This is a genomic window from Pseudomonas sp. FW305-E2 (assembly GCF_058782925.1).
In genome coordinates, this window is the sequence record NZ_JBYSYE010000041.1 from 15444 (window position 1) to 41182 (window position 25739).

General features: G+C 62.7%; 24 protein-coding genes. 15 read left to right on the forward strand and 9 right to left on the reverse strand.

The genetic code is table 11. The features are described 5' to 3' along the window. The first annotated feature begins 112 nt into the window (after nt 1–112). Nucleotides 113–439, forward strand: a complete 327-nt coding sequence (locus tag AC3WLP_RS22815; protein ID WP_017148298.1) for a hypothetical protein — start codon at nt 113–115, stop codon at nt 437–439. A gap of 44 nt (nt 440–483) precedes the next feature. Here the strand turns inward: AC3WLP_RS22815 and AC3WLP_RS22820 are convergent, their stop codons facing one another. After that, complete coding sequence (locus tag AC3WLP_RS22820) at nt 484–696, reverse strand: PLDc N-terminal domain-containing protein (protein WP_003247877.1); 213 nt, start codon at nt 694–696, stop codon at nt 484–486. 104 nt (nt 697–800) lie between these two features. Continuing rightward, a complete protein-coding gene (locus AC3WLP_RS22825) occupies nt 801–1271 on the reverse strand; it encodes a hypothetical protein (protein WP_017148297.1) in 471 nt (156 codons plus the stop codon). Nucleotides 1272–1432: 161 nt separating this feature from the next. Between AC3WLP_RS22825 and AC3WLP_RS22830 the strand changes: the two genes are divergently transcribed. Then, a complete protein-coding gene (locus AC3WLP_RS22830) occupies nt 1433–2440 on the forward strand; it encodes a GlxA family transcriptional regulator (RefSeq protein ID WP_010954384.1) in 1008 nt (335 codons plus the stop codon). A 38-nt stretch (nt 2441–2478) separates the two neighbouring features. On the opposite strand, the gene AC3WLP_RS22835 is transcribed toward AC3WLP_RS22830, so the two are convergent. After that, the gene (locus AC3WLP_RS22835) at nt 2479–3162 is read right to left on the reverse strand and encodes a TetR/AcrR family transcriptional regulator (protein ID WP_004577026.1); all 684 of its coding nucleotides are present in this window, start codon (nt 3160–3162) and stop codon (nt 2479–2481) included. Between the two features lie 148 nt (nt 3163–3310). Continuing rightward, nucleotides 3311–4195, reverse strand: coding sequence for an NHL repeat-containing protein (locus tag AC3WLP_RS22840; RefSeq protein WP_088512703.1), 885 nt, complete (start codon nt 4193–4195; stop codon nt 3311–3313). Between the two features lie 259 nt (nt 4196–4454). Between AC3WLP_RS22840 and AC3WLP_RS22845 the strand changes: the two genes are divergently transcribed. The 4 genes from AC3WLP_RS22845 to AC3WLP_RS22860 all read left to right on the forward strand — a co-directional run bounded on the left by AC3WLP_RS22845 (nt 4455) and on the right by AC3WLP_RS22860 (nt 8475). Continuing rightward, on the forward strand, nt 4455–5435 hold the full coding sequence (locus AC3WLP_RS22845; protein ID WP_004577028.1) for an aliphatic sulfonate ABC transporter substrate-binding protein: 981 nt from the start codon (nt 4455–4457) through the stop codon (nt 5433–5435). 16 nt (nt 5436–5451) lie between these two features. Further along, entirely contained in the window at nt 5452–6816 is a 1365-nt protein-coding gene (locus AC3WLP_RS22850) for an LLM class flavin-dependent oxidoreductase (RefSeq protein ID WP_017148295.1), read from the forward strand. A 133-nt stretch (nt 6817–6949) separates the two neighbouring features. Further along, nucleotides 6950–7786: a bifunctional allantoicase/(S)-ureidoglycine aminohydrolase gene (locus tag AC3WLP_RS22855; protein ID WP_003247865.1), complete on the forward strand. Its 837-nt coding sequence runs from the start codon at nt 6950–6952 to the stop codon at nt 7784–7786. A gap of 89 nt (nt 7787–7875) precedes the next feature. Then, nucleotides 7876–8475, forward strand: coding sequence for an START domain-containing protein (locus AC3WLP_RS22860; RefSeq protein WP_088512704.1), 600 nt, complete (start codon nt 7876–7878; stop codon nt 8473–8475). Between the two features lie 74 nt (nt 8476–8549). Here the strand turns inward: AC3WLP_RS22860 and AC3WLP_RS22865 are convergent, their stop codons facing one another. Beyond that, nucleotides 8550–8972, reverse strand: a complete 423-nt coding sequence (locus tag AC3WLP_RS22865) for an Lrp/AsnC family transcriptional regulator (RefSeq protein ID WP_003247861.1) — start codon at nt 8970–8972, stop codon at nt 8550–8552. Between the two features lie 187 nt (nt 8973–9159). On the opposite strand from AC3WLP_RS22865, the gene ocd reads away from it, so the two are divergent. Beyond that, complete coding sequence (gene ocd, locus AC3WLP_RS22870; RefSeq protein ID WP_014753387.1) at nt 9160–10212, forward strand: ornithine cyclodeaminase; 1053 nt, start codon at nt 9160–9162, stop codon at nt 10210–10212. Between the two features lie 733 nt (nt 10213–10945). Here the strand turns inward: ocd and AC3WLP_RS22875 are convergent. The 3 genes from AC3WLP_RS22875 to pobA all read right to left on the reverse strand — a co-directional run bounded on the left by AC3WLP_RS22875 (nt 10946) and on the right by pobA (nt 15000). Continuing rightward, nucleotides 10946–11827, reverse strand: a complete 882-nt coding sequence (locus tag AC3WLP_RS22875; protein WP_088512705.1) for a LysR substrate-binding domain-containing protein — start codon at nt 11825–11827, stop codon at nt 10946–10948. A gap of 44 nt (nt 11828–11871) precedes the next feature. Next, nucleotides 11872–13662, reverse strand: coding sequence for a gamma-glutamyltransferase (gene ggt / locus AC3WLP_RS22880; RefSeq protein WP_088512706.1), 1791 nt, complete (start codon nt 13660–13662; stop codon nt 11872–11874). 150 nt (nt 13663–13812) lie between these two features. Beyond that, the gene (pobA, locus tag AC3WLP_RS22885; RefSeq protein ID WP_014753390.1) at nt 13813–15000 is read right to left on the reverse strand and encodes a 4-hydroxybenzoate 3-monooxygenase; all 1188 of its coding nucleotides are present in this window, start codon (nt 14998–15000) and stop codon (nt 13813–13815) included. A gap of 172 nt (nt 15001–15172) precedes the next feature. On the opposite strand from pobA, the gene AC3WLP_RS22890 reads away from it, so the two are divergent. The 3 genes from AC3WLP_RS22890 to AC3WLP_RS22900 all read left to right on the forward strand — a co-directional run bounded on the left by AC3WLP_RS22890 (nt 15173) and on the right by AC3WLP_RS22900 (nt 17444). Beyond that, nucleotides 15173–16051, forward strand: coding sequence for a helix-turn-helix domain-containing protein (locus AC3WLP_RS22890; RefSeq protein WP_003247849.1), 879 nt, complete (start codon nt 15173–15175; stop codon nt 16049–16051). A 75-nt stretch (nt 16052–16126) separates the two neighbouring features. Then, on the forward strand, nt 16127–16525 hold the full coding sequence (locus tag AC3WLP_RS22895; RefSeq protein ID WP_003247847.1) for a MerR family transcriptional regulator: 399 nt from the start codon (nt 16127–16129) through the stop codon (nt 16523–16525). 19 nt (nt 16526–16544) lie between these two features. After that, entirely contained in the window at nt 16545–17444 is a 900-nt protein-coding gene (locus tag AC3WLP_RS22900) for a hydroxymethylglutaryl-CoA lyase (protein ID WP_014859028.1), read from the forward strand. Nucleotides 17445–17976: 532 nt separating this feature from the next. On the opposite strand, the gene AC3WLP_RS22905 is transcribed toward AC3WLP_RS22900, so the two are convergent. Continuing rightward, complete coding sequence (locus tag AC3WLP_RS22905) at nt 17977–18495, reverse strand: MgtC/SapB family protein (protein WP_012052114.1); 519 nt, start codon at nt 18493–18495, stop codon at nt 17977–17979. A 169-nt stretch (nt 18496–18664) separates the two neighbouring features. Between AC3WLP_RS22905 and AC3WLP_RS22910 the strand changes: the two genes are divergently transcribed. The 5 genes from AC3WLP_RS22910 to AC3WLP_RS22930 all read left to right on the forward strand — a co-directional run bounded on the left by AC3WLP_RS22910 (nt 18665) and on the right by AC3WLP_RS22930 (nt 25737). Beyond that, nucleotides 18665–18904 carry a DUF3203 family protein gene (locus tag AC3WLP_RS22910; RefSeq protein WP_014753396.1) on the forward strand — a complete coding sequence of 80 codons (240 nt, stop codon included), beginning with the start codon at nt 18665–18667 and terminating at the stop codon, nt 18902–18904. A 121-nt stretch (nt 18905–19025) separates the two neighbouring features. Continuing rightward, on the forward strand, nt 19026–20429 hold the full coding sequence (ccoG, locus tag AC3WLP_RS22915; RefSeq protein WP_088512707.1) for a cytochrome c oxidase accessory protein CcoG: 1404 nt from the start codon (nt 19026–19028) through the stop codon (nt 20427–20429). 50 nt (nt 20430–20479) lie between these two features. Next, nucleotides 20480–21889, forward strand: a complete 1410-nt coding sequence (mapR, locus tag AC3WLP_RS22920) for a GntR family transcriptional regulator MpaR (protein ID WP_003247831.1) — start codon at nt 20480–20482, stop codon at nt 21887–21889. A 57-nt stretch (nt 21890–21946) separates the two neighbouring features. Beyond that, nucleotides 21947–23608, forward strand: a complete 1662-nt coding sequence (locus tag AC3WLP_RS22925) for a PAS domain-containing sensor histidine kinase (protein WP_088512708.1) — start codon at nt 21947–21949, stop codon at nt 23606–23608. A 62-nt stretch (nt 23609–23670) separates the two neighbouring features. Next, the gene (locus AC3WLP_RS22930; protein WP_088512709.1) at nt 23671–25737 is read left to right on the forward strand and encodes a PAS domain-containing protein; all 2067 of its coding nucleotides are present in this window, start codon (nt 23671–23673) and stop codon (nt 25735–25737) included. Nucleotides 25738–25739 lie beyond the last annotated feature (2 nt).

The following is a 25739-nucleotide window of genomic DNA, read 5'->3' on the forward strand; positions in this document are numbered from 1 at the left end:
CATTTCGTACAAGGCATCGTCATGTTGGAACCAAGCGTGTGTTTGCGCAGCGGCTGTCAGGCCTTAGATTGCAAAGCCCGGCATGGAGGCCTTTAACCAAGAAGGAAAACCAATGAGCAAATTTGATTTTCAGCTGGCCTATACCATCAAACCGCACAACCCTGCGTACGATGAAACCGATGCGGCACAGGCACGTCTGTACCTGCGGGAAAAGCTCGGCCTGGACACCGTCGAGCACATTGAAACCACGCTGCTTGGCATGATCACGCTCAATGGCACCACCCTCGCGGAGCGCAAGCGGGAAGCTGAAAAGCTGGTCCGTGATTACATCCATGACGCGCTCAAGGAACTGCGCGTACTGTCTACCGTGAAGTTCTACGGCTGCCTGATGGTGGACGGGCTGGGTCCTGCCATGCGTTTCGACATCCTGCCCAAATGACCCTCGACGGCCTCAGGCGCCCCCGCGCCCGAGGCCGCAAACCGTCACTTTTCCTGCAACACCGCCCTGCCCTTCACCGCCCGCGGCCCGCGCCAGGCCCAGAACAGCAAACCGGGGAAGGGTGCGTAGACCACGAAAACGATCCACAGCATCTTGCGCTCGGCGCGCCGTTCACTGCCGATGATGTGCCAGATGGCCCAGATCTCCAGCAGGATGACCAAGGCTGCGATGATGATCCAGATCGTACCGATTTCCATGAGCGCTCTCCCAATGGCATGTATTGGGTTGGGTTGCTGCAAACGCTGAGGGTTCAGATTGATTTGACTCACCGCGCCCTCTTTGCAGGCGCGGCGATAGGGCCTCATTGCCGTGGTGCATTCTCCAGTGCAGCCTTCAACGCCGCTGCATCGGTGAACGCCCGCTGGCTGACCAGCACGCCCTGCTGCAGTTGCAACCACTGCACCTGGCCCTCCTGCCCGGGGTAACGGCTGGCCACTCGCCCATCACGGTCGAGCAGCACCCGGTAGCTGTAATCGCGCATGGCCGGGACAGCGAACAGTTTGCTGATCAGCGCAGGCATGCGCTGAATGTCGGCCACGAATACAGCGGCGCGTGCTTCCAGGTAGCCCTTGGGCTGCTCGGCCAGCGCCGCCTTGACCAGCTTGGCACCGTCCATATCGCGCGCCACCAGCAAAATCTGCGTGTCGGTACCAAGGCTGTAGGCCTGGTCGTACTGGTCGAGCAGTGTGAACGGGGCAAGCTTGTCGCCCTGCTCCAGGGCGTTGGCCAGCAACGGCAACAGGCTGAGCAACACTACAACGGCATATCTCATCAGGGGCATCCTCAATGGCGGAACGTCAGCATAGCGGGAAAGCACCAGGACAGGCTGGTTTGCCTGAACACGACCTGTAATACGACACAGCCACCGGGGAGATTGTCTTTCCTCCGGGCACCGTCCACACTCTGCGGGCCAGCCAGGAAGCGGAGTTCAGAGTGCCCACGCCACGCCAGTTCAGCCAAAAGACCAGCACCAGCAACATGCTACGGCTCAAAACAAGCGGCGCCAATGCCCAGGCGCCCTATCGGGTCGATTTCATCCTGCTCGAACACTTCTCAATGGCCAGTTTCACGGTGGCCATGGACGTACTGGTCACGGCCAACCTGCTACGTGCCGACAGCTTCCAGTTCACCCCGCTGTCGCTGGACGGCGACCGGGTGCTCAGCGACCTGGGACTGGAACTGGTAGCCACCGAGCTGTCCGCTGCGGCGCTGAAGGAGCTGGACCTGTTGGTGGTCTGCGGCGGCTTGCGCACACCACTCAAGTACCCGGAACTCGATCGCCTGCTGAACGATTGCGCTGCCCACGGCATGGCCTTGGGCGGCTTGTGGAACGGCGCCTGGTTCCTTGGCCGTGCCGGGGTGCTGGACGACTACGGTTGCAGCATCCACCCCGAGCAACGTGCCAGCCTGTCGGAGCGCAGCCCGCAAACCCGCATCACCCCGGCCAGCTTTACCCTCGACCGTGACCGCCTCAGCGCCGCCAGCCCCAATGGCGCCATGGAGCTGATGCTGGGCCTGGTACGCCGGCTGTATGGTGATGGCCTGGCCGAAGGCGTCGAGGAAATCCTGTCATTCTCCGGTGCGCGCTACCGCCAGGTGGGTCCTGGGGCGAAGAAGTCCATGAGCCTGCACCTGCGCACCATTGTCGAGCTGATGGAGAACAACCTCGAGGAAACCCTCAGCCTCGACCAGCTGGCCGCCTACAGCGGGCGCTCGCGGCGGCAGATCGACCGCCTGTTCCAGGCCCAGCTGGGCACGTCGCCCCGGCGCTATTACATGGAGCTGCGCATCACCAAGAGCCGCCGGCTGCTGCAGTATTCCGACCTGTCGGTAATGGAAGTGGCAGTGGCCTGCGGGTTTGTCTCGGTGTCGCACTTCAGCAAGTGCTATGCGGCGTATTTCGGCTACCCGCCGTCGCGCGAGCAACGGCTGGGCGAGTGACCGAGGCCCTTTGAGCCAGCCCAGGCGCTCGAGCAATCTCAGGTACGAGGCTCGAGCTGGATATACCGCAACACCGCATCACAGATCATGGCTTTGTGGCGCAGCTTTATTTGCTCATCAGACAGGTCGATCTGGAAGATCTCGCCAAAGGTATGGCGGTTCGACACCCGGTAGAAGCAGAACGAGCTCATCAGCATGTGCAGGTCGATGACCTCGATGCCGGCGCGGAACACGCCTTCCTGAACGCCACGGCGCAGGGTGTTGCCCAGGGCCTCCAGCACCAGGCTGCTCATTTCGCGAATGGCCGGCGACTGCTTGACGTACTCGCCATAGTGGATGTTTTCGGTGCAGATGATGCGCACGAAATCGACGTTGCGGTCATGGTGATCGAAGGTGAACTCCACCAGCCGGCGGATCGCCTGCTCAGCCGGTAACGACTCCAGGTCCAGGCTCTGTTCGGTCTTGCGGATATCCCCGTACAACTTCACCAGGCACTCGCAATACAGCTGCTCCTTGCTGCCGAAGTAGTAGTAGATCATGCGCTTGGAAGTGGCGGTGCGTTCGGCGATGGCGTCGACGCGGGCGCCGGCCAGCCCTTGCTGAACGAACTCGTTGATGGCGGCCTGGAGGATGTCCTCGCGTGTTTTCTCAGGGTTGTTCTTGCGCGTTTTGCGCACCCCTTCGGTTTCAGGCTGGCCGAGGCCGACTACGGAATCACTCATACCCACTCACAGGCTGTTTATTGGAATGCCGGGATTATCCGTTAGCGCGGCCATGCAGGGAAGCACGCTGTTGGTCGGGTAGCCATGATGCCTTGGGCTCAAGCAGCGCGGTCAGCCTGCGGGCACTGATCATCAGCCAGGCGCACAGTCAGTTACGCTGGGCAGTCGCGGGCGCCGGCGCGGGAGTCAGGCGCAGCACGCGGTTACGCCCACCTTCAGCGAGCAGATAACCCCCGATACCATCGGCGATGATCGCCTGCGGAGCCTTGAGGAAAGTCAGCACCGTTTGCTGGCTGCCATCGGCATCGATGCGCAGCAGGCGCGCACGGTGTGTGTTGTCCTCGCTGATCCATAGGCCACGTTGATCACAATACAAGAATGTAGGGTTACGCAGACCATCGACCACCACCGGGTCGCTGCCATCGTCGGACAGGGAGCGGACCCTGCCATTGGCCTTTTCGGTGTACAGCAAGCGGCCATCGCTGCAGCGGGTCAGGCCTTCGGTTTCGGTCAGGCCGGACCGGAGTACCTCCAGCTGCCCGCTGCTCCAGTCATAGCGCATCAGGCGACCATTGCCCTTGCGGTCTTCGATGGCATAAAGATAGTTGCCTTCGTTCCAGAGGCCTTGCACGCTCTCGCCGTCGAACAGCCGGGTGACCTGGCCATCGCGGGACAGGCTGACAGGTGCCAGGCCACCTTCCTGGCTGAACACCCAGCCGCCCTGCGCCGCGACCATACCGTCGGGCTTGGACAGGTTATCGACCAGCACGACGCGCTCGCCGGTAGCCGTGATCTTGAGGATGCTGCCCCGCCCGTCATCCAGTTCACGGCTGACCAGCAGGCTGCCATCCGTTTGCGGTAACAGCGAGGCGGCTTTGGTTACGTCGCGATGCAACACCTCAATATCCCAGCCGGTAGCGGCCTGGACCGGGTAGAAACTCTGCCACGCGAAGAAGCCCAAGGTGGCCGCGAGCAGCCCGGAGGTGGCAGTCAAGGCGATGCGGGCGCTGCGCTTGCGCAGGATGTGCGGCATGAAGGGGCTCCTCGGAATCGTTGCGGATCCTAGCAAGCGAATGTGAAAAAAATGTCGAAAGCTGCACAAACGGGTGCTGCAGGACCCGCCGATCTCAGCCCATGGCGCCTCCAACAACGATAGGCACCCCGCTACTAAAAACAAAAGGATATAAAAATAACTAAACAATCTAACAAACTGGAATATATAAATTGAAAGCCAAACGCCACCTCCTTAGTCTGGGCAGATCGCCTCTCACCCGATTCAAGGAGCAATGCCCATGCCCAAACATGCCTTCTCCCCACTACGCCGTCTGCTGATCGGCGGTTTACTGGCCAGCGTCGCCAGCGCCCTGCTGCCCTGGTCCGAAGCCATTGCCGACGACGCCAGGACACTGCGCATCGGCTACCAGAAATTCAACAGCATCAACATCCTCAAAGGCAGCGGCGCCCTGGAGAAGGCCCTGGCACCGCAAGGTGTGAAGGTCAGCTGGCATGAGTTCGCCGCAGGCCCCCAGCTACTGGAGGCACTGAGCACCGGCGCTATCGACCTCGGCCACGCAGCCGATGCCCCCTCGGTGTTCGCCCAGGCCGCAGGCAAGCCTGTGGTCTACCTGGCCGCCGAACAACCCTACCCACGCGGCATTGGCCTGGTCGTGCGCGAGCAGGACCACCTGGCCAGTGTGCAGGACCTGAAAGGCAAGCGTGTGGCCACCGGCCGCGGCTGGAATGCCCAATACCTGCTGGCCGTAGCCCTGCAGCAGGCTGGCCTCAGTTACAAGGACATTACCCCCGCTTACGTCAACAATGCCGCCGATGCCGTGGCCGCCCTGCAATCGGGCAGTGTGCAGGCCGTGACCCTGTGGGACCCGTTCCTCGCCGCCGCAGAAAGCCAGCCAGGGTTGAAAAACCTACGCGACGGCAGCGGCCTGTCCAACAACCGCACCTTCTACCTGTCCACAGCCCGCTATGCCGACGAGCACCGTGCACTGCTGAAAACCTTCTTTGCCGAGCTGGGCAAGGTCAGCCAGTGGGCCAACGCCAAGCCTGCCGAAGTTGCCGCGCTGCTGGCACCGCAGCTGGGGATCAGCACCCAGGTGCTGGAAGTGGCCAGCGAACGGCGCAACTACAACGCCGTCGCTATCACCCCGCAGATCGTTGCCGAACAACAGAAGCTGGCGGACACCTTCCAGGGCCTGGGCCTGATTCCACGCAAGCTACAGGTGGCCGAAGCGGTCTACCCGGCTTCCGTGTTGCCTTGAACGGAGCGCGCTGACCATGCCTCGCCCGATCCGCTTCAACGCCTTCAGCATGAACGCTGCCAGCCACCAGTCCCCTGGGCTGTGGCGCCATCCGCGCAACACCAGTGTGGCGTTCAACCGCCTGAGTTACTGGACCGACCTGGCCCGCCTGCTCGAGCGCGGCCTGTTCGACGCCCTGTTCATCGCCGATGTGCTGGGTATCTACGACGTCTATCAAGGCAGCCCGCAAGCCGCCCTGCGCGGTGGCGTGCAGGTGCCGGTCAATGATCCGCTGCTGCTGGTGCCGGCGATGGCCGGGGTGACCGAGCACTTGGGTTTTGGTGTCACCTTTTCGCTGACCTACGAACACCCCTACCCCTTCGCCCGGCGCATGTCCACGCTCGACCACCTGAGCAATGGCCGGGTCGGCTGGAACATCGTCACCGGGTATCTGGACAGCGCTGCGCGCAACCTCGGCCTGGCGCGTCAACTGGGCCACGACCAACGCTACGACCTGGCCGAGGAATACCTGCAGGTGCTGTACAAGCTGTGGGAGAAAAGCTGGGACGACGACGCTGTGCTGCTGGAGCGTGAAAGCGGGCGCTATATCGAACCCTCGCGGGTACACCCGATCAACCATGTGGGCGAGCACTTCCAGGTGCCCGGCATGCACCTGTGCCAGCCGTCGCCGCAACGCACCCCGGTGTTGTTCCAGGCCGGTGCGTCGGCACGCGGCCAGCAGTTTGCCGCACGGCATGCCGAATGCGTGTTTATCAGCGGGCCGACGCCGACGGTGCTGCGCCGCTACGCCGACGGCATCCGCCAGGCCTGCGAAGCGGCCGGGCGTGGCCGTGACGAAGTGCTGATCTACGCCCAGGCGCTGTTGATTGTCGCCCCCACGCGGGAAGAAGCCGAGGCCCGCTTTAACGACTATCGCCGTTATGTCGACCTGGACGCTGCCCTGGCACTGCTGTCAGGCTGGACCGGTATCGACTTCGCCGGCCTCGACCCCGATGCACCGATCGAGTACGTCGAGAACGATGCTGGCCGTGCTGCCCTGGCAGCCTTTACCGCCGCCGACCCCACTCGCCGCTGGACCGTACGCGAAGCCGCCGAGTTCGTTGGCCTGGGCGGTCGCGGCCCCGTGCTGATCGGCGCTGCCAGCGAGGTGGCCGACCAGCTGGAAACCTGGCTGGACCATACCGGCATCGACGGTTTCAACCTGACCTACGCCGTGCAACCGGACGACCTGGCCAATGTGGTCGACCTGCTGGTGCCCGAGCTGCAACGGCGCGACCGCTACCCGCTGAGCTACACCGAGGGCCCCCTGCGCCACAAGCTGTTCGGCCGCGGCGGCCAGCTGCCCGAACGGCACGTTGGGCGTCAGGTCAGCATTCAGTGATCAAATACCGGGTATTCCAACATTTAATTTGTGGATGGCACGCACTCGACCCTATTCTGTGGCCACATCCCCTGCGCCGCACCGGCCGGTGCGGTTCAAGGCATGGGGAGAGAACAACAAGTCGAGATCGTCCATGTCGAACCATTCGTACTTCGCCCCCCACGGTGGGCACCCGGCTCAAACCGAGCTGCTGACTGACCGTGCCATGTTCACCGAAGCCTATGCCGTCATCCCTAAAGGCGTGATGCGTGACATCGTCACCAGCCACCTGCCCTTTTGGGACAAGATGCGCATGTGGGTCATCGCCCGCCCGCTGACCGGTTTTGCCGAAACGTTCTCCCAGTACATCGTCGAACTGGCCCCGGAAGGCGGCAGCGAGCGCCCTGAGCTGGACGCCGATGCGGAAGCCGTGGTGTTCATTGTCGAAGGCGAACTGGACATCACCGTCGAAGGCAAACACCACACCCTGGTACCTGGCGGCTACGCCTTCCTGGCCCCGGGCGCCGAGTGGAGCCTGCGTAACAACAGCAAGTCCAACGTCACCTTCCACTGGCTGCGCAAGCACTACCAGAAGGTTGAAGGCCTGGACGTGCCGGAATCCTTCGTCACCCACCGCGACAACGCCACCGTCATCGAGATGCCGGGCACCGAAGGCCGCTGGAAAACCACCCGCTTTGTCGACATGGCCGACATGCGCCACGACATGCACGTGAACATCGTCACCTTCCAGCCGGGCGGTGTGATTCCGTTCGCAGAAACCCACGTGATGGAACACGGCCTGTACGTGCTGGAAGGCAAGGCAGTGTACCGTCTGAACCAGGACTGGGTCGAAGTGGAAGCCGGCGACTTCATGTGGCTGCGCGCCTTCTGCCCGCAAGCCTGCTACGCCGGCGGCCCAGGCAACTTCAGCTACCTGCTGTACAAGGACGTGAACCGTCACGTACACCTGACGCTGAACCCTAAGCGCTAAGCCCAGGCTGATGCCCGCAAGCCCGCCAACCTGGCGGGCTTTCTGTTTGCCGCGCATACTGAAATACCCACCCCTGCAGGGTACCGGCCATGAACCGCTGCCTGCTGCTCGCGGCCTTGCTGCTGTGCGCCTCTGCCCTGGCCGCCGATGACTGGCACCTGGCCTACGACCGCGAAGGCATTCGCGTGTACCTGAAAGATGCAGGCAACTCCCCCTACCAGCAGTTTCGTGGTGTCAGCACCATGAAAGCCAGCCTGCGCACGCTCACTGACCTGCAGGATAACCTGCGGGTGGCTTGCAAGTGGCTGTACGCCTGTGACCAGATGCGGCTGCTGGATGTGGAGGGTGACAACACCTGGGTGTACCTGACCACTCAGCTGCCTTGGCCGGCGAGGCCACGGGACATTGTGCTGAAAGTGACCAGCGAACGCCTGGTCGACGGTACCCTGGTGCGCCACCTGAGCGCCGATCCCGACAGGATCCCCAGGGTTGACGGCCTGATCCGGGTAGAGCACCTGAGTGGCGTGTGGCAGATGAGACCGCTGGGTGACCGGGTGACCGAGGTGACCTACCAGTTGCAGGCCGCCCCTGCCGGGGATGTGCCGGGGTGGCTGGCCAACCGGTTTGTGGTGGATACACCGGTGGTGACGTTGCGTACGTTGCGAGCGGTGGCTGAGCGCCAACCTTGAAGTGCCGCCAGGCCGCAGACCGACTGCAGCAGGGCCAGCAGCTTTTTATGCAATACCCCTCTCTGGCTCAGCGGTCACATCTTGTAGGTCGACAGCAGGATGCTGGTCTCGGTGTTCTCGATATGCGGGATCGAGCGGATGGTGTTCAGCGCCCGGTCGAACGCTTCGAGGGTGTCGGCGCGCAGCTCTGCCATCAGGTCCCAGCGGCCATTGGTGGTGTGGATGGCCACAACATTGGGATGCCCGCGCAGCGCGTGCTTGACCTCTGCGGCATGGTGGCCACTGATGCCGATGCTGGTGATTGCCCGCACCCCCTGGTCCAGCGCATCGGAGCGCAAACGTACCGTGTAACCGATGATCACACCCTGCTCTTCAAGCCGGGTAATGCGGTTATGCACCGTTGCCCTGGCCACCTTCAGCTTTTTTGCCAGGGTCAGCACAGGGGTACGTGCATTGTCCCGCAACAGTGCAATCAGTTCCCGATCGATCGTGTCCATAAGCCTGCCAAATAATCAGATTGCTACATTGGGTTAGCAGATTGTCCATAAGCCTGACAAAACTGACAACCTGTATGCTTCTGATTGGCGCAACCTGTCATCACAATGTTCATGCGGCTTCACTTCGATAATCTCAAGCGCTTAACCCGCACTGCTGGGCAAGCGCACAATAACAAGGTGCAAGAGCATGACGTATTTCATTGATGTTCCAACCATGTCGGACCTGGTGCATGACATTGGCGTAGCGCCGTTTATTGGCGAGCTTGCCGCTGCCCTGCGGGACGATTTCAAACGCTGGCAGGCGTTTGACAAGTCCGCGCGCGTTGCCAGCCACTCGGAAGTGGGCGTGATCGAACTGATGCCGGTCGCCGACAAAAGCCGCTATGCCTTCAAATACGTCAACGGCCACCCGGCCAATACTGCACGCAACCTGCATACGGTGATGGCCTTCGGTGTACTGGCCGATGTCGACTCCGGTTACCCGGTGCTGCTGTCCGAACTGACCATCGCCACCGCCCTGCGCACCGCAGCGACTTCGCTGATGGCAGCCCAGGCACTGGCCCGCCCGAACGCGCGCAAGATGGCGCTGATCGGCAACGGCGCGCAAAGCGAATTCCAGGCCTTGGCCTTCCACAAGCACCTGGGCATCGAAGAAGTCGTCGCCTACGACACCGACCCGCTGGCCACCGCCAAGCTTATCGCCAACCTCAAGGAGTACAGCGGCTTGACCATCTGCCGGGCCAGCTCGGTAGCCGAGGCGGTGAAAGGCGTGGACATCATCACCACGGTGACGGCCGACAAGGCCTACGCCACCATCATTACCCCCGACATGCTGGAGCCCGGTATGCACCTGAACGCCGTGGGCGGTGACTGCCCAGGCAAAACCGAGCTGCACGCCGATGTGCTGCGCAACGCACGGGTGTTCGTCGAGTACGAACCACAAACCCGTATCGAAGGTGAGATCCAGCAGCTGCCGGCGGACTTTCCGGTGGTCGACCTGTGGCGCGTGCTGCGCGGTGAAACCGAGGGCCGCCAAAGCGACAGCCAGGTCACTGTGTTCGATTCGGTGGGCTTCGCCCTCGAAGACTACACCGTACTACGGTACGTACTACAGCAAGCCGAAAAGCGCGGGATGGGTGCCAAGATCGACCTGGTGCCGTGGGTTGAGGACGACCCGAAAGACCTGTTCAGCCACACCCGAGGCCGCGCTGGCAAAAGGCGCATCCGACGGGTTGCCTGACATTGAATCGGTTTAGTCGAACGTGTGGGAGCAACTGTCTTGCTCAATTTCTAAAAGCTGGCGATCCCACAGGGGGGGGCTCAGGCCTAGTGGCAAACGTGGCTGTCGACCAAGGTGTAACGCACCGTGGCCGATGAATGGTTGGGGCAAGCTCAAGGTTGCAGGCGGTCAATGTGGGCGCGGGCATGCCCACATTGACCGGCAAGGCCGGTGCCCTGCAACGCGGTGGCTGCTTCGCGGGCTCGCCCGCTCCCACAGACCGCGCAAGTACCGAGCGTTGAGCAACTGCGCCACCACCGCCCGCCGCTGCCGTTCGCCAAGCGCAATCTGGACCAGGACGCGACCTTTGGGAGCAACTGTCTTGCTCAATTTCTAAAAGGTGGCGCGATCCCCGTGGGAGCGGCCTTGCGTCGCGAAAGGGCCGCGCAGCGGCCCCAGGATCTCGGCATCATGCATAGATTGCTGGGGCCGCTTTGCGGCCCTATCGCGACACAAGGCCGCTCCCACAGGGGGGCTCAGGCCTAGTGGCAAACGTGGCTGTCGACCAAGGTATAACGCACCGTGGCCGATGAAGGGTTGGGGCAGGCTCAAGGTTGCAGGCGGTCAATGTGGCAGGCATGCCCGCTAAGCAGGCTGCACGGTGCATGGCACGGGCTTAGCCCGTGCTCGCCGGAAAAGCCCACAGTGATCGCGCTGGCGTTGGGTCATGTGCAAGCGCATTTCCCTCTGACCGTCAGATCCCACCGCCCGCCAGCAACTGCGTCATCACCTCAGCCAACGCCTTGACCATCACATCCGCCGTCGGCCGGTGCACGATGACGATCTCATAGCTGTCGACCTCCGGCAGCCCTTGCCCGGCCCCCAGCACCCTGTGCTCGCCGGTGGCCGCCCTGGGTGGCAGCAGGCTGATACCCATGCCATCGGCGACCGCAGCCTGGATGCCACTGAGGCTGGAACTGGTAAAGCTGATGCGCCAGCGCCGACCCATGCTTTCAATGGCGTTGATCATGTCCTCGCGGTACAGGCCGCGTGGCGGAAAGGTGACCAACGGGATCGGGTCCAGCTCGAAGGCAGGCGAGTGTGCGCTGTCGATCCACTGCAGACGCTCTGGCCAGCAGGCCACGCCCTCACGGCTGTTGCGCCGCTGCTTGAGCAGCACCAGGTCAAGTTCGCCATTGTCGTAGGCCTGGCTCAGGTCACGGCACAAGCCGCTGGTCACTTCGAGCTTCACCTGTGGGTGCAGCCGGCTGAATGCCGACAGCGCATTGGTGGTACGCCCGCCCACGAAGTCCTCGGGCACACCAAGCCGTACCGTGGTGCCCACCATCGCCCCGGCCAGGGCTTCAAGCATCTGATCGTTCAGGGCCAGCATGTGCCGGGCATAGCCGAGCAAGGTCTGCCCGGCGTCGGTCGGCAGCACATCACGGTTGCCCCGCACCAGCAGGCGGTGGCCGACCATGTCTTCCAGGCGGCGCACTTTCTGGCTGATCGTCGACTGGGTCGAATGCAGCCGCGCGGCAGCGGTGGTGAAGCTGCCGCAGTCGGCCACCACGACAATGGCACGCAGCAGGTCGAGGTCGAACAGAGCTCTATTCGATTTCACGCTGATAGACATCTAGATATTCAACGACTGAATGGCAAGTCTGCGTTCTATCACGGCTAGTCACCGAGGGCCACTCCTTCCCGCCGAGGATCGGCACCGCCTGACCAACCCTCGCCGCTGCGCTGGATGATCTGCATGCCGCTGGTCATGGTCATCGGTGTCACCTCATGGCCCCAGGCTGCCAACTGGCGGATCAGCGCCGGGCTGCTCAGCCCTGCTTCCACTTCGGTGCCGGCATTGCGGCTGCCGAAGTTGGGCAGGCCCGCGGCCTGCTGCGGGTCGAGCTGCCAATCCAGCAGGCCGACCAGTGCCTTGTTCACGTAACCGATGATCTGCGAACCACCCGGCGAACCGAGGCTCGCGACAAATTCGCCCGTGGCACGCGAGAACACCAATGTCGGCGCCATGGCCGACAGCGGCCGTTTGCCCGGCTGCACCCGATTGGCCACAGGCTTGCCGTGCTCGTGGGGGATGAACGAGAAGTCGGTCAGCTGATTGTTGAGCAGGAAGCCCTTGACCATCAGGTGCGAGCCAAATGCGGCCTCCACCGAGGTGGTCATGGCCAGGGCCTGGCCGCTGTCATCCACCGCACTGAGGTGAGAGGTGGAGATGCGCAGTGGCGAGCGGTCGGGCGCAAGTGCCAGGTCCGCTCCTTGCGGCTGGCCCGGGCGGGCGCGCTTCATGCTGTGCTCGCCGATCAGCGCCGCGCGGCTGGCCAGATAAGCAGAATCGGTCAGGGCCTTGACCGGGACGGGCACGTAGTCGTTGTCGGCCAGGTACTGAGCGCGGTCGGCGTAGGCCAGGCGCTCGGCCTCGGCGATCAGGTGCACGGCCAAGGGCGGGGCTTCCAGGCGGGCCGGGGACGAGGTGGCCAGCGGTCGCAGCGCTGCCAGGTCGCGTTGCGGCGCGGTGCGCTGCACGGCTTCGAGCAGGCCCAAGGTCTGCAGCACGGTCACCCCACCCGAGGAGGGTGGCGGCATGCCGCATATTTGCCAGGCCTTGTAGGGACCGCACAACGGCTCGCGCTCCTTGGCCTGGTACTGCTGCAAATCCTGCAGCGACAGATACCCGGCATTGGCATGGCCACGCACCGTGGCGACGATGGCTTCGGCAATTTCACCGCTGTAGAACACCTCGGGCCCCTGTGCGGCGATCTGCTCCAAGGTATGGGCCAACTCAGGGTTGCGCAGGATTGTACCCACGGCCAGCGGCCTGCCCTGTTCATCCAGGAAGTAACGGGCCATTGCGGGTGAGCGGGCAATGTAGGGGTCCCCGGCCAGTAGCGTGTGCAGGCGCTCGGAAACCGCGAAGCCGTTGCGTGCCAAGGCGATGGCCGGGGCGAACAGGGCGTGCCAGGGCAACTTGCCGTGCTGCTCGTGGGCCTGTTTCAGGGCACGCAGCACCCCGGGCACGCCCACCGAACGCCCACCGATCTGCGCCACCCGGAACGGCATGGGTGTGCCATCGGCTTGCAGGAACAGTTTTTCCGTCACCGCCGCAGGTGCTGCCTCACGCCCGTCGAATGCCTGCACGCGCTTGCCATCCCAGTACAGGATGAACGCTCCGCCACCGATCCCACTGGACTGCGGCTCGACCAGTGTCAGCACCATTTGCATGGCGATGGCGGCGTCAATCGCACTGCCGCCGGCACGCAACATCGCCCGCCCCGCTTCACTGGCCAGCGGGTTGGCTGCGGCAACCATGTGCCGGCTGGCGTGCACCGGCTGCAAACCGCTGCGGTAGCCGGAGGCCAGTTCCGGTGGCGTGGGCAATACCTGGTCGGCGCCGGCCCAGTTACTGGTAACCAGCAGGCACAGAGCGCCGATCAGCGGGGTGGGATATTTCATCGTCATGCATCCTGCCATCACCTATTCAGCGAAGCACTGTCGGTCATACGCAGTCTCGACTTCAAGCCTTGGTGTAATTACCGGCAAGCCATTCGCTGACCAATGCAGCCCTTGCTCCCTGCATGAGTGCCAGGTTTGCGCAATGACGGATCAGGTCACTTCTTCGAACGGCAGCCCCACATAGTTCTCGGCAATGTTCACCAGCCCCGCCGGCGAGGTCAGGAAGTACTCGCGGTCAGCTTCCTGCATCTTCTGGTCCCAGGCGTCCTTGTGGCTACCGAAGTCATGCAGCAGTTGGGTCATGAACCAGCTGAAGCGCTCGCCCTTCCACACGCGGCGCAGTGCCAGCGGCGAGTATTGCGCAAGCAGGTCGACGCGCCCTTCGTGGTACACCTTGACCAGAATGCGGTACAGGTAGTTGACGTCCGAGGCCGCCAGGTTAAGGCCTTTGGCACCCGTAGGGGGGACGATGTGCGCCGCGTCACCCACCAGGAACAGGTGACCATACTGCATGGGTTCGACCACCAGGCTACGCAGTGGCGCAATGCTTTTTTCCAACGCGGGGCCTGTGACCAGGTCCGCCGCCACCTCGGCGGGCAAACGGGCTTTCAGTTCGTCCCAGAAACGCTCGTCAGACCACTCCTCGACCCGATCCTGCAAAGGTACCTGCAGGTAGTAGCGGCTGCGTGTTTGCGAGCGTTGGCTACACAACGCGAAACCGCGCGCATGGTGGGCGTAGATCAGCTCGTGATTGACCGGCGGAGTGTCCGACAGCAGGCCCAGCCAGCCAAACGGGTAAACCCGTTCATACTGCTTCAGCACGCCCTCCGGGATGCTCTGCCGCGAGATGCCGTGGAAGCCGTCGCAGCCGGCGATATAGTCGCAGTCAACCCGCTGCACCCGGCCATCCTTTTCGAACGTCAGGTAGGGCTTCTCGCCTTTCAATTCATGCGGCTGAACGTTGGCGGCTGAATAGATGATCGGCGCACCACTGGCTTCACGGGCCTGCATCAGGTCACGGGTGACCTCGGTCTGGCCGTAGACCATCACCGTCTTGCCACCGGTCAGCGCCTTGAGGTCCAGACGTTGACGGCGCCCACCAACCAGCAGCTCGACCCCCTCGTGCACCAGGCCTTCACGGTCCATGCGCTCGGCCACGCCGGCCTCGCGCAGCAGGTCGACCGTGCCTTGCTCCAGCACCCCGGCGCGGATGCGGCCTAGTACGTACTCGGCGGTCTGGCGTTCGACGATGATGTTATCGATACCGGCCTTGTGCAGCAGCTGGCCCAGCAGCAGGCCAGACGGACCTGCACCAATAATTGCAACCTGAGTTTTCATTGTTGTTGTCTCTGTTCGGACGATACCGGCCTGGGACTGGCAGCGGGGCGGCATCTGCTGTTAGGGTTTGCCATTGCATTTTTACTGGCAGAAAACGCCGTTTAAGTGTGCTATTCCATAAAAAACCTGCACTTTTACGAAAAGCGTTCGATTAACGGACAGGCCAACCCAGATGAAATCCACCCTCCCCGGCGTCCCGTTGTTCAAGCTGTATGGCGAAAATCAGGCCTGGCCCGGCACCGACCTGCTGCACTGCGAGTCGATCCCGGCACGCAGCCGCCTGCATCACTGGGAGATCAAGCCGCACCAGCATGCCGAGCTGTTCCAGCTGCTGTATGTACAGCGTGGCCAGGCCCAGGTGGAGATCGAGGGCGTGCGCAGTGCCATCGGCGAAGCGGCGATCCAGGTCGTGCCACCGATGACCGTGCATGGCTTTCGCTTCAGCGCCGATATCCAGGGCTATGTCCTGACCTTTGGTACTGCCCTTGTAGCGAACCTGGAACAGCGCCTGGGCGCGCCACTGACGGTGCTGGCACAGCCTGCGTGTTATCCGTTGGGCCATGACCGCGTGCACCTGCGCAGCCTGGTCGACACCTTGCAGCGGGAGTACCAAGGCAATGCCCCGGCACGCGCCGCGATGCTGGAAGCGTTGGTGACCGCGCTGATGGTGTGGATCAGCCGCCGTCAGCAGCAAGGGCAGGCACCGCGTAACCGTGATGAACGTGACCGCCTGTTGCTGGGGCAATACTTGCGCTTGGTCGAAGCGCATTACCGCGAGCATCTGTCGGTTGAAGACTTTGCCGCGCGGCTGAATATTCCGAGTTTGCAACTGAACCAGCTGTGCCGGGCACTGAGCGGTCAGACTGCATTGCAGGTGGTGCACCAGCGGTTGTTGCTGGAGGCGCGACGCAACCTTATTTACACGCGGATGAGCATCGGGCAGTTGTCGGATAGCCTGGGGTTTACCGACCCGACCTACTTCGCCCGGTGGTTCAAGCGCTTGAGTGGGCAAACGCCCAATGCGTATCGCAGATCAGGGTTGTCGGAATAATCCTTGGCGGCCTCTTCTTGACGTATACGTCAACCTGCCCTCAGGATATCCGCATACCCCACGCCGAGCCCGAGCATGAGCACTCAGACCTACAGCATCTCCGACCTGTCCCGCGAACTGGACATCACCACCCGCGCTATCCGCTTCTACGAAGAACAGGGCCTGCTCAGCCCTGAGCGTCGTGGCCTGGAACGTATCTACTCACCGCGCGACAAGGTCAGCCTGAAGCTCATCCTGCGCGGCAAGCGCATTGGCTTTTCCCTGGCCGAGTGCCGCGAGTTGATCGAACTGTATGACCCCACCAGCGGCAACCTCAAACAGCTCAACAGCATGCTGGCGAAGATTGCCGAGCGCCGCGCCCAGCTGGAGCAGCAGATGCTGGACATCCACCAGATGCAACTGGAACTGGACACCGCCCAGGAGCGCTGCGAACAAGCCCTGGCCGCCACCCTGAACAACAAAGACAACCGCTGAACGCCACAGGAAACCCGCCATGTCCTTGCCCAAACACGTCCGCCTGGTCGAAGTCGGCCCCCGCGACGGCCTGCAGAACGAAGCCCAGCCCATCAGCGTCGCCGACAAGGTACGCCTGGTCAACGACCTCACCGAAGCGGGCCTGGCCTATATAGAAGTGGGCAGTTTCGTGTCACCCAAGTGGGTGCCACAGATGGCCGGCTCTGCCGAGGTATTCGCCGGCATCCAGCAGCGCCCCGGTGTGACGTATGCCGCACTGGCGCCGAACCTGCGCGGTTTCGAGGACGCCCTGGCTGCCGGGGTCAAGGAAGTAGCGGTGTTCGCTGCCGCCTCCGAAGCGTTCTCGCAACGCAACATCAATTGCTCGATCAGCGAAAGCCTCAAGCGCTTCGAACCCATCATGGACGCTGCGCGCAGCCACGGCGTGCGCGTGCGCGGGTATGTGTCATGTGTGCTTGGCTGCCCTTACGAGGGCAAGGTCAGCGCCGAGCAGGTGGCCCCGGTGGCTCGCGCCCTGCACGACATGGGCTGCTACGAGGTCTCGCTGGGTGACACCATTGGCACCGGCACCGCAGGCGACACCCGACGCCTGTTCGAGGTGGTGTCGGCCCTGGTACCGCGCGAGCAGTTGGCCGGACACTTCCATGACACTTACGGCCAGGCCTTGGCCAACGTCTATGCCAGCCTGCTCGAGGGCATCAGCGTATTCGACAGCTCGGTAGCCGGGCTGGGCGGCTGCCCTTACGCCAAGGGTGCTACCGGCAATATCGCCAGTGAAGACGTTGTGTACCTGCTGCAGGGGCTTGGCATTGAAACCGGCATCGACCTGGGCCGGCTGATAGCCGCCGGCCAGCGCATCAGCGGCGTGCTGGGCCGCGACAACGGGTCGCGGGTAGCACGGGCGTGCAGCGCACAATAGGTCACACCGGTGTCACATTGGTGTGGGTGAAGTGTTACCTCCCGCACATTTCACAGCAAAAAATCGGGTAACAGGGAAACAAATCGGCAGAATTTCAGGCTAAGCGATGTCGACAAAAATTCTTAAGTCATTGATTTTAAAGGGTTTTTAAAAGTTGGCACGCACCCTGCTATATCTCTGGTACAAGAACAAAAAAAACGCGATACCCAATAAAAACAACAGGTAACGGCTCTGACATAACAAGAACAACACGGCAGAGGCGTAGCAAGCAGATTTTTTTGGAGTCGACACGCTTTTCAGGGGTTCGCCCCGCGGTCTGGCACAGAACAATAAAACTACCTCAAGGTAGCGGCAGCCAGGTTCGGATCAGCAATGATGAAAGCAGGTCAGCGCTCAAAAAAATACGTTTGCTCTTGACCCCGCATGGGGGTCGCCCGCAACACCAGGACAAGCCGACAAAAACAACAAAAGGCCGGTCCCAATAATAAAAAAAGAGCAGGCAACAACGCTTTGAGGGGAGCTTCGGCTCCCCTCAGTGCTTCCTGCCCTCTTCCTCCTTCTGCTTCTCCTCATTCTGTCCTTCGACCTTCTCCACCAGCAACGGCATCGTGCCCAGTACCAGCAGGGCCAGTACCGTGCTGATCAGCGCCGTGGCTTCGCGCCCCATGCCAGCCGCCGTGCCAATGGCAGCCGTCATCCATAGCCCGGCAGCGGTCGTCAGGCCCTTCACATGGCTGGTGTCCTGGCCGTTACCCTTCAGAATGGTACCCGCACCGAGAAAACCGATACCGGCAACGATGCCCTGGATAACCCGACTGAGTGCCTGTTCATCGGCCCCCGCCATACTGGGCGCCAGCACGAACAGGGCGGCCCCCAGCGACACCAGCATGTGGGTACGCACCCCGGCAGACTTGCCCTTGTGTTCGCGCTCGAAGCCCAGTACTGCGCCGAGCACAGCAGCCATCAGCAAGCGCACAAGGATTTGCGTGACCTCGCGCTCATCGGTGACATCGGCGAATTCCGCCTGGATTGCTTGCCAGATGACGTCCATCGCAGTTGTGTCCCCTGCTTGAGCTTCATGAATCCGCCCGCCACGTCAGCAGGCCTGCCCTCTGCATGGTTGACCGTCACACGTACTGCAAAGTGCCGCTCAGCTTGCTGATGCAGCAACTGGCCCCTGACCGCGGTCCACCCTGTAATCACCCCGGGAGGACCCCACCATGCCCATTGAAATCGACGAAACCACCCGCCGCTGCACGCTGATCGGCGAAGACCTGCGCATCGAGGGCGAAGGCCCGGATATCGAGATCATCACCGACGAACAGTTGCGTATGTCGGTGGCAGTACTGGCCGGCCAACGCGTGCCCATTACCGAAACCGAGGCCGATGCACTGACCGTGGCGGGTGCGGTGGATAGCCGCAGGCATCTGAAGGCCAGCGCGCCAGGCTCGGTGATATGAGGCTTGGCGGGGCCATGCGGCAAATCTGATATGGTTTTTATCGTAAAATCTGAACCTGTGCTGATAACAGCTTCAGCGCCATAGTGCTCATGCCTGATCGAGGCCTGATGAGCACCGAACCATGAACGATAGAATCCCTTTTACAGAGATCGCCACCGCCCCAGCCAGCATCCAAGCACGACGCACCGACAGCGGCATCCAGACCCGCAGCTTTACCGGGTTTTACCGTAACCTGCGCATCGGCTTTGCCGGCGCCCTGTTCGTGCTGTTCTTCGGCACGGCCTGGCTTAACTGGAACGGCCGCCAGGCCGTGCTGTGGGACCTGGGAAACAGCAAGTTCCACATCTTCGGCGCCACCTTCTGGCCACAGGACTTCATCCTGCTGTCGGCGTTGCTGATCATCTGTGCCTTTGGCCTGTTCGCCATCACCGTCTACGCCGGGCGCGTCTGGTGCGGTTACAGTTGCCCACAAAGCACCTGGACCTGGCTATTCATGTGGTGCGAAAAGGTTACCGAGGGGGACCGCAACCAGCGCATCAAGCTGGCCGCGGCGCCCTGGAGCCTGAACAAACTGGCCCGTCGCACGCTCAAACACAGCCTGTGGTTGGCCATTGGCGTGCTCACGGGGCTGACCTTCGTCGGCTACTTCACCCCGATCCGCCCACTGGCCGCAGAATTGCTCACCTTGCAACTGGGCGGTGTGGCACTGTTCTGGGTGCTGTTCTTCACGGCCGCTACCTACATCAATGCCGGCCTGCTGCGTGAAGCGGTGTGCCTGCACATGTGCCCGTATGCGCGCTTCCAGAGCGTGATGTTCGACAAGGACACCCTGGCGGTCGCTTACGACCCGCGTCGTGGCGAAGCCCGTGGTCCGCGCAAAAAAGGCAGTGATGTCGGTGCCCAGGGACTGGGTGACTGCATCGATTGCACCCTGTGCGTGCAGGTGTGCCCCACCGGCATCGACATCCGTGATGGCTTGCAGATGGCTTGCATCGGCTGTGCCGCGTGCATCGACGCCTGTGACGGGGTAATGGACAAGATGGGTTACGCCCGCGGCCTGATTGGCTACAAGTCCGAGCACAGCCTGCAAGGCGGTACCACCCACTGGCTGCGCCCGCGCCTGTTGGGCTACGCTGCCGCACTGCTGGTCATGATCGGGGCACTGGTGGTGGCCCTGCAGATGCGCCCGATGGTATCGCTGGATGTGATCAAGGACCGCGGCCTGTTCCGTGAAAACGCCCAAGGCCAGATCGAGAACATTTACCTGCTCAAGGTCATCAACAAGACCGAACGTACCCAGCACTATCAATTGCGCCTGCTGGACGCTGACGGTTTCACCCTGCAGGGCAGTAGCGCACTGGTCATCCCAGCTGGCGAAATGAGCGAACTGCCGGTGTCGGTGGCAATGCTCGCCGAGCGCCCGACCAGCAGCTCGCAGACGCTGAGCTTTGAAATCAGCGAGCGTGACGACCCCGCTATCCGCAGCGTGGCGCACAGTCGCTTTGTCGCCCCCATGAACCGCTGATCCCTTACACTCAAGCCACCTTGCCTGCCAGGCTTGGACAGAAGGCCAGAATGAAACGCTACGAACGCTTCGCCGATGACATTGCCGAACTGATCCGCTCCGGGGTGCTGGGCCCCGGCCAGCGCGTGCCGTCCGTACGCTACGCCAGCCAGACCCACGGGGTCAGCCCGTCTACCGTGTTCCAGGCCTATTACCTGCTGGAACGCCGCGGGCTGATCCGCGCCCGGCCGCGCTCCGGGTATTTCGTCAACGCCCACGTGCCGCGTCAGTTCAGCGAGCCGCAGGCGCTGCAGCCGGTGAGCGAGTCTACCGATGTCGACGTCAGCGCCTTGGTATTTTCGATCCTCGACTCGATCAAGGACCCCAACACCATTGCCTTCGGCTCAGCCTTTCCCAGCCCTGAGCTGTTCCCGCTGCAACGCCTGTCGCGCTCACTGGCCAGTGCCAGCCGCAGCATGGACCCGCGCATGGTGGTGACCGATCTGTCCCCCGGCAACCCGCAGCTGCGCCGGCAGATCGCCCTGCGCTACATGGTCGGTGGGCTGATGCTGCCGATGGAAGAGCTGCTGATCACCAACGGCGCACTGGAGGCCCTGAACCTGTGCCTGCAGGCCGTGACCCAGCCGGGCGACCTGGTCGCCATCGAGGCCCCGGCCTTCTATGCCTGCCTGCAGGTGCTGGAGCGGCTCAAGCTCAAGGCCGTGGAAATCCCCGTGCACCCGCGCGAGGGCATGGACCTGGGGGTGCTGGCGCAGACCCTGGAAAAGCACCCGGTAAAGGCCGTGTGGTGCATGACCAATTTCCAGAACCCGGTGGGTGCAAGCATGCCGGAGGCCAAGAAACAGGCCCTGGTGGAGTTGCTGGCGCGCCATCAGGTGCCGTTGATCGAAGACGATGTATACGCCGAGCTGTACTACTCGCAACAGGCGCCCAAACCCGCCAAGGCCTTCGACACTCAGGGCCTGGTCATGCACTGCGGCTCGTTCGCCAAAAGCCTGGCACCGGGCTATCGCATTGGCTGGGTGGCCGCCGGGCGCTTTGCGCAGAAGATCGAGCGGTTGAAACTGATGACCTCCCTGTGTGCCTCCATGCCGGCCCAGGCGGCCATCGCCGACTACCTGCAACACGGCGGCTACGACCGCCACCTGCGCAAGCTGCGCTACGCGCTGGAGGGCCAGCAGGCCAACATGCTGGCAGCCATCGCCCGCCACTTCCCGGCGCAGACACGGGTCAGCCAGCCCTCCGGCGGCTACTTCCTGTGGCTGGAACTGCCCGAGCAGATGGACGCCCTCAAGCTGTTCCACATGGCCCTGGCCCAAGGCATCAGCATCGCCCCTGGGCCGATCTTTTCGCCCACCCGACGCTTTGGCAATTGCATCCGCCTGAACTACGGCAGCCCCTGGCATGACGGCGCCGAACAGGCCATGGAAACCCTTGGGCGGATCATTCGCTCGTTCTGATAGCGAGGGGCCCGAGGGGCGACTATAGTTGCTCGATCCGATCATCAGGCCTTTGTCATGCAGCCAGATACGCTTGCGTCCTTTGCCCAGTTGCAGGCGCGTGTCGCAGAACTGGAAGCACGCCTGGCAGAGCGCGAGGACAGCGTCCAGGCGCATGACAGGCTGCTTGGAGAACTGCTCGACAACAGCGTGGCCAACGTGTTTGCTGCCGACCGCAGCATGCGCCTGTTGGCCATCAACCGCACGGCGCGCGAAACCTTCGAGCGTTACCGAGGCTTCGTGCCGCAGGTTGGCGACTACGTACCCCAGTTCCTGACCGATCAACCCGACATCATGGGCCGCCTGGCCCCGATATGGCCGCGCATACTGGCAGGGGAAGCGTTCATCGACACCGTCACCTTCGGGCTGGACGACGCACCACGCCACTACGAAATTCGCTACCACCCGTGGCTCGATGCTCAGCAGCGAATTCAGGGCGGCTACCTGTTCGCCTATGACATCACGCAGCGCGTGACCGAACAGGAACGCCTGCAGCAGGCCGAAGAAGCACTGCGCCAGGCGCAGAAGATGGAGGCGGTCGGCCAGTTGACCGGCGGGATTGCCCATGATTTCAACAACCTGCTGGCCAGCATCCTTGGCGCCCTGGAACTGGCCGGGCAACGTCTGGTGCAGCAACGCCTGGCGGACACTGCGCAGCTGCTTGAACTCAGCCGGCACAACGCCCAACGCGCCGCAGCCTTGGTGCAGCGCTTGCTGGCATTCTCACGGCAGCAGACGCTGGTCCCGCAACGGGTCGATGTGCAGCAACTGGTGGCCGGTATGCACGACCTGATCAGCAGCTCCACCGGCCCCTATATCGACTACCACGACCAGACACATGCCGGACTCTGGCCTATCCGAATAGACGCCCAGCAACTGGAAAACGCGCTGCTCAACCTGTGCATCAACGCCCGTGACGCCATGCCGCTTGGCGGCACCTTGAGCATCGGTTGCGCCAATGTCGAAGTGCAAGGCGCCGAAGCCAGACAGCGGGGCCTGGCCGCTGGCCAGTTTCTGCGTATCCGCGTTGAAGACACCGGCATGGGCATGTCCAAGGAAGTGATGCTGCGCGCCCTTGAGCCCTTCTTCACCACCAAGCCGCTCGGCCAGGGTACTGGCCTTGGGCTGTCCATGGTCTACGGCTTTGTGCGGCAATCCGGTGGCCAGGTGGTCATCGATAGCACGCCTGGCCAGGGTACGGCCATCAGCCTGTATCTCCCCTGCGATGAAAGCATCGCCGCCGCTTCATCCAGCCCCCACGTCGAAGGGCCTGCCCCTGCGGCCTCACATCAGCGGCGCGTGTGCAAGGTGATGCTGGTGGAAGACGAGCCGGCCCTGCGCCTGGTCATACTGGAGGTATTGCTGGACCAGGGCCATGAAGTTCAGGCATTCGAAGATGGCCGCCAGGCCTACAAGGCCTTGCAGGAAGCCCCTGCGCCGGACTTGCTGATCACCGATGTCGGCCTGCCAGGGGGTATCGATGGCTACCAACTCGCGGACGCCTGCCGAGCTAGTGCACCCCATGCCGCGGTGCTGCTGATCACAGGCTATGACCTTGCACACAGTACGGCAAATGCGCGGCCCAACCGGCGTACCGAACTGCTGGCCAAGCCATTCGATCTTCAAGCACTTGCCCAGGCGCTTGAACGGCTGCTGGGGAGCACCGCCCAGTCGCACTGAGCAGCTATTCGCCTACAGGTGAACACGTTAAAGTCAGGACTTTTCATTGGCCGGACGCAGGCATGCCTTCTCGTGATCTGAACTCACTGCGCCAACAAGTCGAAGACCTCCAGCGACAGAACACACTGCTGGAGCAACGGCTTGCAAGCCACCAGGCGCACGACCAGGACTTCTATCGCTCACTGTTCGACACCATGGACGAAGGCTTCTGCATCATCGAGTTCTTCGATGGCCCCCATGGCCCCCTGAGTGACTACGTGCATGTGCTGGCCAACGCAGCCTATGCCAAACACGCCGGCATCCCCAACGTGGTCGGGCAAAAACTGCGCGAGATGGTGCCCGATGAGGCGGATGACTGGGTGGCCCGCTATGGCGCGGTGCTTCGCACCGGCGAACCGCTGCACTTCGAGCAGGAATTGATTGCCACGGGCCACGTGCTGTCGGTGACCACTTTTCGCATAGAACCTGCCGAGAAACGCCAGGTAGCGGTATTGTTCAAGGATGTCACCGAACGCCGGCGTGCAGAGCAGGCTCTGCAGCGCCTGAACGAAGAGCTCGAACTACGGGTGAATGCCGCACTGGCGGAGCGACGCTTGTTTGCCGAGCTGGTCGATCACAGTGTGGTCAACGTGCATGTGATCGACAAGGACCTGCGCTGGCTGGCTGTCAATCGCCAGGCCAGGCATGACTTCCACCTGCTGTACGGGAGGACACCCGAAATCGGCGACTACCTGCCCGGGTTGTTCGAGGATGGCGCCGCCGGCCAGACGCCTGTTCTGCCGATGTGGCAGCGCGCCCTGGCAGGCGAGCAGTTCATCGAGATCGGCACCTTCGGCAAGCCCCCCGCGCTGCGCCATTATGAGTTGCGCTTCAACGCCTTGCGCGACCCCAAAGGCGTGGTACAGGGCGCGTTTCTGTTCGCCTATGACATCAGTGAGCGAGTACAGGAGCAGGAACGCTTGGCCAAGGCCGAAGCGGCGCTGCGCCAGGCACAGAAGATGGAAGCCGTAGGCCAGCTCAGTGGCGGCATAGCCCACGACTTCAACAACTTGCTGGGCGGCATCCTGGGCGCCCAGGAGTTGATGCGGCAACGCCTGGAGCAGTCACGCTTCGACGCCCTGGCGCCCTTGCTGGAGCTGTCCAGCAGCGCGGCGCAGCGGGCCTCTTCGCTGGTGCACCGGCTGCTGGCCTTCTCCCGCCAGCAGACCCTGCAACCCTGCTCCACGCAAGTGGCCACCTTGGTGGCCGGCATGGAAGACCTGCTGCGCCGCACCATCGGCCCGGCGATTACCCTGAGCAGCCGCTTTGCCAGCCAGCTGTGGCCGACCTTCATCGACCCTCCCCAACTGGAAAGCGCCTTGCTCAACTTATGCATCAACGCGCGCGATGCCATGCCTGCCGGGGGTGTGATCGAGATCATTGGCGACAACCTGCAGCTTGACGACGAGCAGGCCGGGGCACTGGAACTGCCGGCCAGCGAGTTCGTGCGGCTGAGCATCGTCGACAACGGTAGCGGCATGTCGGCTGAAGTTGTCGAGCGCGCAGTCGAGCCGTTCTTCACCACCAAGCCGATGGGCCAGGGCACCGGCCTGGGTCTGTCCATGACCTATGGCTTCGTGCGCCAGTCGGGTGGGCAATTACGGGTGCTGTCGGTGCCTGGCGAGGGTACCCGCATCGAGCTGCTGTTACCCCGCCACCACGAGCAAGCCCAGGCGCCAATCAGCAAACCTCCGCGCGCGCTCTTGCAAAGAAGCAGCGAGACTGCAAAACGCATTCTGTTGGTTGAAGATCAGACGGCCTTGCGCCTGGTGATTGGCGAAGTGTTGGAAGAGCTGGGTTATCGGGTGGACGCCTTCGAGAACGGTCCGTCTGCCCTCACCCACCTGCAAAGCGGCGAACGGCCAGACTTGCTGCTGAGCGATGTCGGCCTGCCTGGCGGCCTGAATGGCCGCCAGGTAGCCGAACGCTGCCGTGAGCGCTACCCGGACCTCAAGGTGCTGTTGATCACCGGTTACGATGAGAGCGCGGCGCTCAGCGACGGCCAACCGCTGCAAGGTACGTTGGTGTTGACCAAGCCGTTCGAACTGGAAGCACTGGCAGAGCGGGTTCGCGAGCTGCTGGAGCCTTGACG